Origin of the sequence: Roseomonas populi (assembly GCF_024594815.1) — a bacterium.
Lineage (GTDB): Bacteria > Pseudomonadota > Alphaproteobacteria > Acetobacterales > Acetobacteraceae > Roseomonas > Roseomonas populi.
In genome coordinates this window covers 319,516-333,498 of sequence record NZ_JANJOU010000008.1, presented here as the reverse complement: position 1 = coordinate 333,498, position 13,983 = coordinate 319,516, and the positions used below count along the sequence as shown (strand labels likewise).

Genomic DNA, 13,983 nt, shown 5'->3' with positions numbered 1-13,983 from the left:
TCGCCAGGGCGGGGCTGGGCGCAAGCGTGTTCCCGACGACCGCGCCCGTGGCGAAGACGACCGTCGCGTTCGCGCCCGCGAGCGCCTGCGCAACCGCGAGCCGAAGAATGTTGCCCCGCTCATGGCTCGGCACGGCCACGGCCCCAGCGGTTGGGGTGGCGGTGATGGTGACGTTGGCTTGGGACATGGTCTCTCTCAGGCCGCCAGCAGGCCGTGCCAAGCCTTATCCCGCGGCGATGGCCGGCGGTGGAGGCGGCGGTCGAGGAGTGCACCGGCCTTGGCGGCTTCGCCACTCCGCATCAGGGCGAGCAGCAGCATGTCCTCCACCAGCTCGCGCTGGGCGCCGCTGCCGCCGACGCGCACCACCTCGGACGCGGCCGGCTCCAGGATGCGGGCGCACCCCGCGTAGTCGCCATCCGCGAAGGCAAGCGTCGCCCGGCAGATGGTGGGCACCACCGGCCCGGCGGCCAGCGTCCCGTCCTCGATCATCCCCATCAGCGCGGACACGCGCCGCTCCAGCCCTTCCCTGTCCCCCGTTGCCGCCGCCAGCAACGCCATGTGGATGTCCACGAAGGCGAAGCCCGCGCCGGGGAAGGACGGCGCCGCATAGGCTGCGGCCGCCTGCCACAGCCCCTTCGGCACGGGGTGGCCGTAGGCCTGTAGCCGCCACAGGAAGGATGCGGTGTCGCTGACGACGTTGATGGCGTTGCCGGTCGAGACCGAGGGCTGGACGTGCTCGCCGTAGATGGCCAGCGCCCGCTCCGTGTTCCCGTGCTCCAGCGCCGCAAGGGCGGCGTGCCAGGCGATGTGGCCGTGGAGGATGCCGGAGCGGTCGTAGGTCGGCAGCCAGGCCTGGATCAGCCGCTCGGCCTCGTCGTTCGCGCCACCCTCGTACATCGCATGCGACAGGGCGTGCGCCGCGTTGGCGTTCCTGGGTCGGAGGTCGAAGCCGCGCTGGGTGAGGTCGCGGCCGTGGGCCACGTTGCCGTTCTCGGCGTGCGACCAGCCGCGATAGGTGAGGAACCACCAGTCATCTGCCGCGAAGTGGCTGGCGTGCCGCTCGCACAGGTCCACGCGCGCCTTGTCGTGGTCCGCCCGGCCGGAGAAGGCGAGCAGCCCGAAGGCCCCGAGCGGCAGCGAGAGGATGACCACGTCCCGCGGCCATGTATCGGCATGGGCGGACACCCGGTCGAGGGCCTCCGCCGACCGCCCATTGATGACGAGGGAGAGGGTCTCGACGTGGCTCCGCTCCCGGTCGGTGCCGCGGCGCACCACGAGCTCGACGGCCGTCGCGATCCGGGCCTTGGCGAGGGCGGGCTCGGATCGCATGGCGTGCTGGCGCGCGCGTGCCGCGTGGGCGAGGGCGAAATCGGGATCGGCCGCGATCGCCTCCTCCAGCACCTCGGCCGCGCCGGGCCAAGTCGAGAGCATCAGGTCGATACCTTCGCGGTAGCGCTCGGCGGCGAGATTGGAGGCCGTCGAGATCGGCAGCCCTCGGCTGTCGAGGTGAGCCATAGCGGTGTCCTCGTGGCGGGAGGGAACAGGGAGCTGGGGGGCGTTGCCGACGACGGGATATAGCCCCACGGAGCAGATGCGACTCTCCACGATCAGCCAAATTATATAGATTAACTGCCAATATGCGGTTGTCTCGTGAGGGTGCGATGATCTGGGGAACCATTGCGGCGCCACCAGGTCTTGCCGTTCCGAACCCGATGATGGTTCGCGCGCAATCCATCCCGGCTCGCCACTACTTCCCCGAGCACGCGCATCACTGGAACCAGGTCGTCTACGCGATCGCCGGCGTGCTGACGGTGGCGGTGGAGGGCCGGTCCTTCGTCATCTCGCCGGAACAGGCCGTGTGGCTGCCGACCGGCCTCTCGCACCGGGTCGGATCGCTGCTCGGGGCGGAGTTCCGCAGCCTCTGGATCGCCGACGCGGTGCGCGGCGGCCTGCCGAACCAGCCGACCGTCTTCGCCGTGAAGCCCCTCCTACGAGAGCTGATCGTGGAGGCAGCCGAGATCGAGGGGCAGGAAGACCGCGACGGCTACGCGGGCCGCGTCGCGGGCCTCATCCTCGACCAGCTCCGCCTCGCCCCTTCCTTGCCCGGCGCGCTGCCCTGGCCGCGGGGTGGCTCGCTGGCGACTGTCTGCGAAGCCATCTATGCCGACCCGTCCGACCCTCGTGGCCCGGAGGAGTGGGGCCGCCAGGCCGGAATGTCGGCGCGCACCCTGGCCCGCCGCTTCGAGGAGGAAGTGGGGATGAGCCTGCGCTCCTGGCGGCGGCGCCTCCGGTTGTTCAAGGCGATCGAACTGCTGGGCGGCGGCCTCGGTGTGACGCAGACCGCCATGGAGCTTGGCTACGGCTCGGCCTCCGCCTTTACTTACGCGTTCCGCATGGAGATGGGCTGCAGCCCCCAGGCCTACATGCGCGGGCGGGGCCGGGAAGTGCCTGCATAGACCTCCTATGCAGGACGACGGTGCCTCCACGATGCCCTGAGTTACTGCGGCCAGTGCCGAAGCTTCTCACCCCTCGGATCGTGCCCGGGCGACGACCTCGCGCAGGCCGCTCGGGTTCATCCCGCCCGGGATGAGGCACCGACCGGCGCCCGCGCCGGCCGGGAGCATCCCCGGCCCGAAGAAGAGGGCGAGCCCCGGCCACACCGGGCAGCGGTCCTGCATCTTCGGACAGCGGCATCGTGCCTCCTGCCAATCTGCCGCCGCGGGACCGCGCTATCCGGACAACGCGATCACGTCCGGGTGCAGCAGCGGGGCCATCCTTCAGCCACACGGTCGCGTCGTCGGGGCCGACTTCCGCGTCCAGCCCGGTCCCGGCGGGTAGCCAGCCCCAGCCCTGGGCGCCCAGGGCTTCGCAGCCCACGGTGATTCCGCCCGAGACGATGAGGAACTCCAGGCCGCGCGGTTTCGGAAGATGATCCTCCGCCCCGGATGATACGGGGCGGGGGTGCGCAGTCGTCCCGGCTGGGTCTGGCCGGATGCAGCAGGTCCGCTCTCGAGTGGGACATCGCCCCGTCGCAAAGCAGGCCTAAGACGCGGACATTCTCCGCGGCTGGCTGAAGGATGCGCGCATCAAGGCCATCCTTCCCTCCACCGCTACCCGCACCATACTCAGCCCAACTGACCGGTACACCTGTAAGCACCGCGAGGTCAGCAGGTGCCTGCTCTCTCTCCAGAACTGGCGAAGGCTGGTCCCGCGATACGAACGCCTCGCCCGAGACTACCTCGCCAGCCTCGCTCGCATCGCCACCGTCAGCGAGTGGACCTGAATGACTCCCCTGCCTAGTTGAGGAAGGGACTCGCGTTACGTGGGTTCCTGCGCGGCGGGAACTGCTGGGCGAGGTACCCAACGATCAGTGCACGGTCCGCCCCATCCAGCGGCGCCATCCCCTGCTTCTCCGTCATCCAGTCCATCAGCTCGTCCCAGCGGTCCTGGGTGAAGCCGCTGCGGCGGATGATCGCGGTGCTGTGGCAAGCGGTGCAGCGGGCGAAGGTCTCCGCACGCCCATGGCCAGCCGGGAGGATGTCCTCGGTCTCGGCGGGCGTCTGCACCGCGGCCAGGCGCTCCGCTTCCGCCTTCGCCGTCGCTTCCCGCACGGACGCTTCTTCCTGCGCGCGGCGCGTGGCCTCGGCATAGGGCGTGGGCGGGTAGGCCGTGCGGGTGACGGGCGGGCGGGAGCCCGGCACGTCCATCGCGAGCGCCAGGAGGACGAGGGCGCAGACAGCGCCGATCGCCCCCTTCTCAAGCCGCGACAGGCTCATCCGACGAGGATCGCAGTGCGGGCCATCGCGTTCGCGGCATAGCCTTGCGGGTTCCAGTTCGCAGCCTGATGCGGCTGCATCCGTCCCTGAGAGTCGGTGGCGCGGGTCCAGAGCTCGAAGTAGCCATCCGAGGGCAGTTCCAGGCTGCCCGTCCAGCGCTGCCAGGCGTGGCGGTTCGGCGCCTCGGCCACCCGCATCTCCGTCCAGCTCGCGCCAAAATCGGCGGAGACGTGAACGGCGCGCACGGTCAGGTCGCCGGCCCAGGCGTGCCCGCGCAGGTCCAGCCGGCGGGTACCGGCGGGCAGGCGGGAGCCGTGGGCGAGGTTCGTCAGCAGGCCGCGCACGGGCATGGAGGCGATGTCCACGAACTCCTTGCCGTCGTTCGTGCTGCCCGGGACGATGGGCCGCACCGGCACGCGGTAGGAGGTGCCGCCCATCCCCGGCCCGTCATGCGGCGTGGCGCGCAGGGTGATCCGGTTCAGCCACTTCTGAGAAAGGCTGCCGGGCCATCCCGGCGTGATCAGTCGCAGCGGAAAGCCGTGCACCAGCGGCAGCGGCTCCCCATTCAGGTTCCAGGCAAGGACGGTGGTGTCCTCCATCGCCTTCGCCACAGGCATCCCGCGGCTGATCGCCTGGCGCGAGGTGTCGCCGGACAGGTGCGGGTCCGCGCCGAAGTGCCCGGTGAAGCGGGCGGTGTCCTTCGGGCCGGCGGCCCGGACGACGTCGCGCAGCCGCACGCCCGTCCACTCGCCGTTGGAGATGGCGCCGTTGCCCCACTGGTTGCCGCGCGTCTCCGGCGTGAAGGCCGCGCGGCCATTGCCGCCGCACTCCATCTGAAGGCGCAGCGTCACGGCCTCGAAGCGGGACTGCAGCTCGCCCAGGGTCAGGTCGAGAGGGGTGTTCACCTCGCCGTCGATCCGCAGCCGCCAGCTCTTCGGGTCGCCCGCGAATCGCTCGGGGATGGCGCCGTTATTGCGGATGAAGAACTTGTCGGTCGGCGTGACGTCGTCGTCCAGCATGGCTTCCGGCGTCTCCGCCACCAGCGGGCGCTCGCCGAGCAGGATCAGCGTGGCCTTGCCGTCCATCCGTAGCTTCGGTACCTCGCCCGCCTGGGCCAGGGCGGCAGGCAGGAGGCCGGCGGGCATCCGTGCGGCGAAGGGAATGGTGCTGCCCAGCGCGGCGCCCATGGCGGCCAGTGCCGCGCCCTTGAGTGCGCCGCGGCGGCCGAATGCCAGGGCATCAGCCCGTTCGGGGTCGTCCCCGTAAAGTTCCGTGAGGCTGCGCTCGACGCCCATGTTCCGTTCCCTCCCTGGCCCTGTCCGGCTCCGTGGCTAAGAACGGGGCACGAGGCTGGTTTATTCCCGCGTTCCAATCCCGCGCAGGCCGGTCCAGGATGCGGCGATGCGCGACCGCCATGCCATGCTCGCCCGCCACGGCGATCGACTGCACCGCTACGCCCGCGTCCTGACCGGCGACCGGGACGCGGCGCAGGACCTGTGGCAGGAGACGGCGGCGCGCTACCTCGCCGCCCGGCGTGCCCCCGCGGAGGAGACGGAGGCGCGGCTCTACCTTTTCCGCAGCCTGCGGAACCTCTTCATCGACCAGGCGCGGCACCGGCGCGTGACCCGGGCCCATGCCGAGGAGGAGGGTGCGCTGCGGGATCCGCCGGAGGCGGACGCGCGATCCCTTATCGCGGAGATCACGGTCCGCCAGGCCCTGGCCCGGCTGGCGCCGGAGCAGCGCGATCTGGTCGCCCTCGTGGACATCGGCGGCTTCGCCTATGTGGAGGCGGCCGCCCTCCTCGGCATTCCCGTCGGCACCGTGATGAGCCGGCTGGCCCGGGCCCGGACCGCCATGCTCGCGGACATCGCGGGCAGCAGCGTCGTGCCAATCCGGAAGCGCGCCTCTTGAGGCCGGAGGACGAGCGGCTGAGCGGGCTGCTGGACGGAGAACTCCGCCCCGAGGAGGCAGCCGAGGTGGCGGAGGCCCTGGCCAATCACCCGGCCCTCGCATCCCGCTTCGCCGCCATGGCGCGCATGCGGGCCTCCGTAGCGGCGCTGGACCGTGGGCTGCCCACGCCGCCCCTGGCGCCGCAGCGGAGGTCGTCGCCGTACCGACTGGCCGGAGCCGTGGCCGGCGCTGCCGCTCTCGTTCTCCTCGCATTCCTGGTACGGCCTGTGGAGGCGCCCTCGGTCGCTGCTGTCCACCGGCACTTCGCCGGAGGCGAGACCGCTGGCCTGAACGCCGAGAGGAGCGGACCCGACCTCGCGCCAGCCGGCCTGCAACCAGCCGTGCTGCGGCACGTCGCGGGAGGGATCTACACGGGCTATGTCGGGCCGCGGGGCTGTCGCGTTGCCGTCTGGATCGGACCGGCCAAGGCCGCCCTGCCGGAGGCGTTGGCCGGGTGGCAGACGACTACAGCCCCACGCGGCGACGGCCAGGTGATCTGGATCGCGGCCGACGCGGCGATGCCGTGGCAGCGTTTCATGACGGTTGCCGCTCTGGCGAGAGGGGAAGCAGCGCGTCCGAACCTGACCGCCGAGGCGGGCCCGGCCCCGCCCTGCCGCGCCTGACGCCGGGTCAGGGGTGCCCGGCTCTGCCGGCCGGGATCGCCGCCCCGGGCTAGGCGGCCCCGGCAGGCCGGATCAGGCCAAGACTGATCACGCCGAGCAGACCCCCGCTGACGATCGCCCAGGTTCCCGGCGGCACAACGTCGAAGCGGGTGTCCAACTCCCTCTGCCGCCGGGCCCACCCCTTTCGGACAGCCACCGTGATCTCTTGGGCACCATGGGCGCCCGAATGCGCCCGTATCTATCATGCAAGCCGAACGTCGTTGCTGACGAAGGAGCCGCAGATGTAGCCCTACTCCAGCCGCGCCCCCGAGATCCGCACCACCTCCCGCCAGGTCGGCCGCTCGCGCTCCACGCGGGCGAGCACTTCGCCCGGCGTACTACCCATGCACTGCGCCCCCGCGCGCAGGAACCGCTCCCGAACCACAGGGTCGCCCGCGATCTCGCGCATCGTCGCCGAGCCCTTCTCGACGACCGGCGCCGGGACGCCCGCTGGGAACGCCATGGCGCACCAGCTCGTCATGACGAAATCAGGCACGCCCACCTCCGACATAATCGGAATCTCTGGCAGGGTCGGCCAGCGCTCCGCCCCGGTGATGACGAAGGCCTTCATCCGGCCCTCCTTGATGGTCGGCACATAGCTTGGCAGGTTGTCGATCGCGCAGGTCAGGTCCCCAGCCAGCATCGCCGGGATGATCTGCGCCGCACCCCGGAAGGGAACATGCGTTCCCTCGATCTTCAACCGGTCTGTGAACAGCGCCCCGCAGAGATGCGCCGTCGTCGCGACGCCCGGCGAGCCGTAGCTGATCCCGCCCCGCCGCTCCCTCGCCCAGGCCACGAACTCCCGAAAGTTGTTCGCTGGGCAGTGCTGCGCGGAGACGACGAGGACGTTCGGCAGCTCCCAGTGCATGGAGATCGGTTGGAAGTCGCGCTGGGGATCGTAGGGCAGGCTGCGATAGAGGAACTGGTTGATATGCCATGCGCCGAGCGTAAGCGGCGCCATCGTGTACCCGTCCGACGCCGCCTTAGCGAGAGCGTCGGCTCCGATGTTGCCACCGGCACCGGGCCGGTTCTCTATCACGAAGGACTGTCCGAGCCGCCCCTGCATCGCTTCGCAGAGCAGCCGGCACAGCACGTCGGTCGATCCGCCCGGCGGCCAGGGGACGACCACGCGGACGGGGCGGTTTGGCCATTCACCCTGTGCGGCGGCGGAGCGCACGAAGGGCATGCAGAGACCTAATGAGAGTATAGAACGGCGGACGATCTGCACCTGCTTCCTCCGATTTTCTTCTGGGGCGTCGATCACGCCTGTACACCCGACGCCCTGACCAGCATCGAGGCGCGTTCGAGCGAAGTCCATTCACGAAACGAAATATCTACTCGTGCCGTCTGGCAAGAGCCGGACGGCACCTCCGACGGCGGTCATCCGTCGGGCTGTCGGGCGACCACGAGGGCCTGAAACAGTAGCCAATGATCAGCGTGCGGATCATCAGCTCCGGATCGACGGATGGTCGCCCTGTCGCGATGTAGAACGGTGCCAACTCCCGCCAAAGACCGGATAGGTCGACAAAGCGGTCGATGGATCGAAGAAGATGATCCGCCGGCACATGATCTTCGAGCGAGAATTCGTAGAACAGAGCTGCCTGCTCGACTTGCCGCGGTCCCATCATGGTTCCTGGCCGCTGCTGCTCGACAACAGGGAATCGGAAGAAGCAGCCCCGATCAACAGCCGGGCTCCTCAACAGAATTGGCCCGCAATAGCAGGCTGGTGAACAAGGAGACGACGCTGCTCTACCGAGCGAGCACCTACGACTGCCAAGCCTGTGAGCTGAAGGCGAGGTGATGCCTCAACACGCCCGCCCGCAAGATCCCACGATCAAAGTTCGAGGGCGCCCGCGACATGGGCCGTGAGGTCGTGGACAGCAGGGACGATCGTGCGTTCAAACGTCAGCGCGAGAGGGTCAAGATGCTATTCGCGCATCTCAATCGCATCCTGAAGCTCGACCGGCTTCGCCTGCGAGGGCCCAAGGGAGCCCGTGATGAGTTCCACCTCGCAGCCACCGTCCAGAACCTCCGGAAGATGGCAAAGCCGATCCCGTTGCCAGCATCAGCACCCGCCTGAGCGGGCCGGGGTCGCCCCGCCCACAGCTCGACCGAGAGACGGGGAAGCCGTGCCCTCGTCGATACCGTCCGACTTATTCAGCAGAACACACCCGGAGCGGACCTCTGGCTTGACCAGGTTGTAATCAGTCATGGCGCGGCAACAGGGTCCCGACACGTGCCGAGTAGGCCGCACCCGCAAGGACGCTAAAGTCAAGCACTACCACCACGAAGCCCACGAGCAGCTGGAAGTCCAACCTCCAACTCTTCGTCGACGCCCACGACCATGCCGCAGGCTCAAGACCCTGCGCGGCCTCTTCAGCCCCCATATGCTGCGAAGGCCGATCCGAGCCAGGCGGCGCACGTTCAAGTGCGACGGAAGCACTATGGCTGCCGGATCCGGCCACCTTCACGACAAGTGCCAATTATCGCCTGCCTCTCACCGTGGCAGCGCACGATGCTAGCAGCCTGCCGTCACCAAGATCATTCTTCTTATAGCTATGGAAGCGGGATGACATCTCTCCGAACGGTCTGAAATTTGGTAAACACCTCTGTTCGCTCAACGTGTCCAGCTCACTAACCTCGTCGCATGACGGCTCTAATGCAAAGACCCGATGCGCCCGCGCCAGGTATCAGCAGTGTTGTTCTCCACGGATCGGACGCCGTGCTTCTGGAGCCGCATGTCCATGCGCGGCCGTCCGCAATAGCTCAAGCTCCGAGTGACGCCACTGGATCAGGCAGCAGCATCGACCTTCTTCTCCAGTCCATCGCCTCCGCCGCCGGGCGACACGATGCCGATGCCACGTTTCCGTTCATGAGCCTCGCAGCGCTTCACCGTGCGGGGATGCTGTCGCTGACAGTCCCGCGACGCTTCGGTGGGCAGGGCAGGGGCCTTGCAGATGCGGTGCAGCTGCTCGGATCGGTCGGCGGTGCATGCGCCTCCACCGGCCTCGTCCTGGCCATGCAGCTGAATCGTCACGCGGCACTGGCCCGAGAGGGACGCTGGCCCGACGCAGTGCACGCGCGCGTCGCTGGCGACGCCGTAACGCACGGGGCGCTGATGAACGCATTGCGGGCCGAGCCAGATCTGGGATCCCCAACGCGCGGCGGACTTCCGGCCACGGTGCTTCACCCGCAACGGGACGGCGCTTGGCGCCTGTCCGGCCGCAAGACCTACGTCACGGGCGCGCCGGGCCTCACCTGGATGGAGGTCTGGGCCAGGACGGCGGAGGAGCACCCGAGGCTCGGCTACGCCCTGGTGAGAGCCGATACGCCTGGTGTACGGGTCGTGGAGAGCTGGAACCAGCTCGGCATGCGCGCGACCGGCAGCCACGATGTGGTGTTCGAGGACGTGCCTCTGCCCGCGGAGCACGCCGTCGATCTTCGTGCGCCGGAGGAGTGGGTCACGGCCGATCCGGTGCAGGCCGTGTGGAACGCGGTCGGGCTGGGCGCGCTGTACAGCGGCATCGCGCGCGCAGCGCGGAACTGGATCGCGCGCTTCCTGCAGGAACGCCGCCCAACGAGCCTTGGCGCGCCGCTCGCAACCCTGCCGCGAATGCAGGAGAAGCTCGGCGAGATCCAGTCGCTGCTGCTGGTGAACGACCGCCTGATCGCCTCCGCGGCCGCCGAGACGGATGCGCAAATCCCTCCCCCAGTGACGGACAGCCTGCTTCTCAAGACCGTCCTCACCGAGAACGCCGTCCGTGCCGTGGAACTGGCGGCTGCCCTGGCGGGCAACCACGCCTATGCCCGCGCCCATCCGCTGGAGCGGCACCTTCGCGACGTGCTCTGCGCCCGCATTCACGTGCCAACCGCTGATGCCGCCCATGTTGCAGCAGGGCGCGAGGCCATCGTGCCATTCGCCGCCTGATCATACCCAAAGAGGAACACCCATGACGCTGCACATCACCGGCATGATCTGGGCCCGGCCCACCTCGGACCTGGAACCGCCGAGCGGCGCCGCCTTCCAGCCGGACTTCATCGAGGCGATCACGCGCGCGCATGAGGAGGGCGGCTTCGACCGCGTTCTCGCGGGCTACTGGACGAACGCGGCGGACGGCTTCCTCGTTCTCGCCCATGCGGCGGCCGTGGCGAAGAAGATCAATTTCCTCATCGCTCACCGCCCGGGCTTCGTCTCGCCCACCCTGGCCGCGCGCAAGCTGGCGACGCTCGAGAACCTGACCGGCGGGCGCCTGGCGCTGCACGTCATCTCCGGCGGGGACGACCCGGACCAGCGCAAGGACGGCGACTACGCCGATCATGCGGCGCGCTACCGCCGCACGGACGAGTTCCTGGAGGTCATCCGCAGCATCTGGGCCGCCGACCGCCCCATCAGCCATGAGGGCGAGTTCTACCGCTTCGAGGACGCCTGGTCGGACGTGCGCCCGGTGCAGAAGCCGCAGCTGCCGATCTTCTTCGGCGGGGCCTCCGATGCCGCGCTGCGCGTGGCCGGCCGCCACGCCGATGTCTATGCCCTGTTCGGGGAGCCGCTGGCCGACACGGCCGCGATGCTGGAGCGCGTGCGCGCCGCCGTGCCGGCGGGGCGTGACGTCGCCTTCTCCTGGTCCAACCGGCCGATCATCGCCGCCACCGAGAAGCAGGCCTGGGAAAAGGCGCAGGAGATCCGGAAGCGCGGGATCCGCAAGCAGGAACTGGCGGGTGGCGCCGGGCTGATCGCCGCCAGCGGCGCGGTAAACTCGCAGCGCCTCGTCGGGCTCTCCCAGCGTGGGGAGGTGCTGGACGAGCGGCTCTGGACCGCCATGGCGGGCGTGCTGGGCGGGCGCGGCAATTCCACAGCGCTGGTGGGCACCGCCGAGCAGGTGGCGCGCGCCATGCTGCGCTACCGCGCCCACGGCGTCTCCCACTACATCCTGCGCGGCTGGGACCCGCTGCCGGATGCCGTGCAGTACGGGCGGGAGCTGATCCCGCTGCTGCGCGAGCTGGCCGATGCGGAGGATCGCGGCCGCGTCTCCGTCTCCTTCTCCGGCGCCATCCGCACCGCGGCCGAGTGAGGACTTGCGCAGCATGAGCAACAGCATCAACCGGCGCGCCCTCCTGGCCGCCTCAGGCCTCCTCGCCACCTCGGGCGTGGTGCGGGCGCAGACGCGGCTCTCCACGCTGCGGGTGGGCAGCCAGCGCGGCGGGCTGCAATCCCTGCTGGACGCCTCCGGCCAGGTGAAAGATCTGCCCTATCCCGTGGCCTGGAGCGAGTTCCAGGCCGCGCAGCCGCTACTGGAGGCGCTGAACGCCGATGCGGTGGATATCGGCTCCATGGGCGATCTGAACTTCTTCTCCGTCTTCGCCAACGGTGCCGCGATCCGGGCGGTGGGCGCCACGCGCTCGGACGGTGCCTCGCAGAACATCGTGGTGAAGGCGGATGGGCCGATCCGGACGGTGGCGGACCTGCGCGGCAAGCGAGTCGCAGCGGCGCGGGGTGGGTGGACGCACTACTCACTGTTCCGCATCCTCGAGAAGGCGGGGGTGAAGCCCTCCGAGGTGAACATCGCCTGGCTCCTGCCCTCGGACGCGGCGCTGGCCTACCGCTCCGGCGCCATCGACGCCTGGTCGGTCTGGGAGCCCTTCACCTCGCTGGAAGTGCTGAATTTCGGCAGCCGCGTACTGGCGGATGCGCGCGGGCTGACGCCCAGCGCCAGCCTCCTCGCGGTCAGCGAGCCGGCGCTGCGGAATAAGCGCCCGCAGCTGGAGGACTTCGTGCGCCGCAACCGCCTGGGCTGGGAATGGGCGAACGCGCACCTGAAGGACTATGCCCGCACCACCGCCGCGCTGATCCGCCAGCCCGTGCCGGTGATCGAGCGAGCCTACGAGGTGAGCGCCCAGAAGGTCGTTCCGATTGAGGCCGCCCTGCTGGCCGAGTTCCAGGAGGCCGTGGACCGCTGCGTGGAGTACGGCATCGTCTCCCGCCGGTTCAACGTAGCCGACGGCATCGATTCTTCCTTCACCGGCGCCTGAGGAGCATCGAGATGACCACCCGCCGCACGATCATCGCCGCCAGCGCCGCCCTTCTCGCGACGCCGGGGATCCTCCGCGCCCAGCCCGCGGGCGTGCTCCGCATCGGCAACCAGAAGGGCGGCCTCCGCTCGCTGCTGGAAGCTTCCGGCGTGCTGACGGACCTGCCCTATCGCATCGAGTGGAGCGAGTTTCCTGCCGCCGCGCCGCTGCTGGAGGCGCTGAACGCCGGCGCGCTCGACCTGGGCTACCAGGGCGACCTCGCCTTCCTCACCGTCCAGGCCTCCGGCGCGCCGGTGAAGGCCATCGGCGTGGCGCGGCCGTCGCCTGCCGGTCAGGGCATCCTCGTGCGCGCGGACGGGTCCATCCGCAGCCCCGCCGACCTGCGCGGCAAGCGCATCGCCGGCAATCGTGGCGGCTGGGGCCAGTTCCTCGTCCGCGCCGCGCTGAAGCGCGAGGGGATCGCGCCGAGCGACGCCACCATCAACCTGCTGCCGCCTACCGACGCCGCGCTGGCCTTCCGCTCCGGCGCCGTGGATGCCTGGGCGATCTGGGAACCCTACATCTCGCTGGAGGTGCTGGATTTCGGCGCCCGCACCGTGCTGGACGGGAAGGGCCTGACCCCCTCCATCATGTTCGTCGCGGCGCATGAGCGGGCGATCCGCGAGAAGGAGGCGATCCTGGCCGACCTCCTCCGCCGCTTCCGCGACGGTTGGCGCTGGGCGGACGGCCACATCCCCGAATACGCCCGCTACAACGCCGAGCTGACCCGCCTGCCCGTGCCGGTGCTGGAGCGCGCCTACGGCATCGAGCGCACCGTGCCCGGCGTGCTGGACGAGGCGATCGTCGCCGAGTTTCAGCGCGCGGCGGACCAGGCGGTGGAGTTCGGCCTGCTGCGCCAGCGCGTGGATGTCCGCCCCGGGCTGGACCTGCGCTTCGCCCGCACCCTGCAGGGCTGAGAGGGAACACCATGACCGATGCCCTTTCCGCCGGCGCGCCGGCCGTCTCCTGGCTCGACCTTCCGGCGGCCGCGCCATCGGACGCGGTGCAGGCCGTGCTGGACCGCACGAAGGAGAAGCTGGGCTATGTCCGCACCGGGCAGACGGCCCTGCTGGCCCGGCCGGAGCTGGTGCTGGCGCAGGATGCACTCAGCCGCGCCGTGAATGCCAACCCGGCCAGCACCCTTTCGCCGAAGGAACGGGAGCTGATCGCGCTGGTGGTGAGCAGCGAGAACCGCTGCGAGCCCTGCGTGCTCGGCCACGCCTCCGCGCTGCGCGGGATCACCGGCGACGCTTTCTGGGTGGAGCGGGTGCAGGTGAACTACCGGCATGCCCCGCTCTCCACGCGTGAAAGGGCACTGGCGGACTATGCGCTGGCCATCACCCGCGCCCCTGGCGCGATCGAGCCGGCCGATCTGGACCGGCTGCGCGCGGAGGGGCTGGGCGAGGCGGAGATCCTCGATGCCGCCGCCATCGCCGCGTATTTCAACTTCAGCAACCGTATCAACAGTGCCATCGGCGTGGCCCCCAACCCCGAGGCCTACGCCGCCCATCGCTGAAACCCTCCCGCCA

The 13,983-nt window shown here is 69.9% G+C and carries 13 protein-coding genes and 2 pseudogenes; 9 read left to right on the top strand and 6 right to left on the bottom strand.

Translation table 11 applies throughout. The features are described from left to right. On the bottom strand, positions 1–187 hold a 187-nt coding region (locus tag NRP21_RS12310; protein WP_456300235.1), incomplete at its 3' end, for a hypothetical protein. Positions 188–195: 8 nt separating this feature from the next. Next, positions 196–1,515 (bottom strand): tetratricopeptide repeat protein, encoded by a 1,320-nt coding sequence (locus tag NRP21_RS12305; RefSeq protein WP_257716486.1) that lies wholly within the window; start codon positions 1,513–1,515, stop codon positions 196–198. Positions 1,516–1,661: 146 nt separating this feature from the next. Between NRP21_RS12305 and NRP21_RS12300 the strand changes: the two genes are divergently transcribed. Further along, the gene (locus tag NRP21_RS12300; protein WP_257716485.1) at positions 1,662–2,456 is read left to right on the top strand and encodes an AraC family transcriptional regulator; all 795 of its coding nucleotides are present in this window, start codon (positions 1,662–1,664) and stop codon (positions 2,454–2,456) included. An 840-nt stretch (positions 2,457–3,296) separates the two neighbouring features. Here the strand turns inward: NRP21_RS12300 and NRP21_RS12295 are convergent. Together NRP21_RS12295 and NRP21_RS12290 are read right to left on the bottom strand one after the other, a co-directional pair. Further along, positions 3,297–3,776: a hypothetical protein gene (locus NRP21_RS12295; protein ID WP_257716484.1), complete on the bottom strand. Its 480-nt coding sequence runs from the start codon at positions 3,774–3,776 to the stop codon at positions 3,297–3,299. After that, positions 3,773–5,071 carry a sulfite oxidase gene (locus tag NRP21_RS12290; protein WP_257716483.1) on the bottom strand — a complete coding sequence of 433 codons (1,299 nt, stop codon included), beginning with the start codon at positions 5,069–5,071 and terminating at the stop codon, positions 3,773–3,775. The genes NRP21_RS12295 and NRP21_RS12290 overlap by 4 nt, the downstream gene beginning before the upstream one ends. A gap of 106 nt (positions 5,072–5,177) precedes the next feature. Between NRP21_RS12290 and NRP21_RS12285 the strand changes: the two genes are divergently transcribed. Further along, on the top strand, positions 5,178–5,687 hold the full coding sequence (locus NRP21_RS12285) for an RNA polymerase sigma factor (protein WP_257716482.1): 510 nt from the start codon (positions 5,178–5,180) through the stop codon (positions 5,685–5,687). After that, positions 5,684–6,349, top strand: a complete 666-nt coding sequence (locus NRP21_RS12280) for a hypothetical protein (RefSeq protein ID WP_257716481.1) — start codon at positions 5,684–5,686, stop codon at positions 6,347–6,349. Before NRP21_RS12285 ends, NRP21_RS12280 begins: the two co-directional genes overlap by 4 nt. Before the next feature lie 289 nt (positions 6,350–6,638). Here NRP21_RS12280 and NRP21_RS12275 read toward each other — a convergent pair whose 3' ends face one another. Together NRP21_RS12275 and NRP21_RS12270 are read right to left on the bottom strand one after the other, a co-directional pair. Continuing rightward, a complete protein-coding gene (locus NRP21_RS12275; RefSeq protein ID WP_257716480.1) occupies positions 6,639–7,574 on the bottom strand; it encodes a Bug family tripartite tricarboxylate transporter substrate binding protein in 936 nt (311 codons plus the stop codon). A gap of 229 nt (positions 7,575–7,803) precedes the next feature. Beyond that, a pseudogene (locus NRP21_RS12270) lies at positions 7,804–8,016 on the bottom strand (transposase); the annotation flags it as partial. Positions 8,017–8,111: 95 nt separating this feature from the next. Between NRP21_RS12270 and NRP21_RS12265 the strand changes: the two are divergent. The 6 genes and pseudogenes from NRP21_RS12265 to NRP21_RS12235 all read left to right on the top strand — a co-directional run. Then, a pseudogene (locus NRP21_RS12265) lies at positions 8,112–8,468 on the top strand (transposase); the annotation flags it as partial. A 567-nt stretch (positions 8,469–9,035) separates the two neighbouring features. Continuing rightward, positions 9,036–10,316 carry an acyl-CoA dehydrogenase family protein gene (locus tag NRP21_RS12255; RefSeq protein ID WP_332844177.1) on the top strand — a complete coding sequence of 427 codons (1,281 nt, stop codon included), beginning with the start codon at positions 9,036–9,038 and terminating at the stop codon, positions 10,314–10,316. 22 nt (positions 10,317–10,338) lie between these two features. Continuing rightward, entirely contained in the window at positions 10,339–11,457 is a 1,119-nt protein-coding gene (locus NRP21_RS12250; protein ID WP_257716479.1) for an LLM class flavin-dependent oxidoreductase, read from the top strand. Positions 11,458–11,470: 13 nt separating this feature from the next. Beyond that, positions 11,471–12,415 carry an ABC transporter substrate-binding protein gene (locus NRP21_RS12245; protein WP_257716478.1) on the top strand — a complete coding sequence of 315 codons (945 nt, stop codon included), beginning with the start codon at positions 11,471–11,473 and terminating at the stop codon, positions 12,413–12,415. A gap of 11 nt (positions 12,416–12,426) precedes the next feature. Continuing rightward, complete coding sequence (locus NRP21_RS12240; RefSeq protein WP_257716477.1) at positions 12,427–13,371, top strand: ABC transporter substrate-binding protein; 945 nt, start codon at positions 12,427–12,429, stop codon at positions 13,369–13,371. An 11-nt stretch (positions 13,372–13,382) separates the two neighbouring features. Next, positions 13,383–13,970, top strand: coding sequence for a peroxidase-related enzyme (locus NRP21_RS12235; protein ID WP_257716476.1), 588 nt, complete (start codon positions 13,383–13,385; stop codon positions 13,968–13,970). The last annotated feature ends 13 nt before the right edge of the window (positions 13,971–13,983 follow it).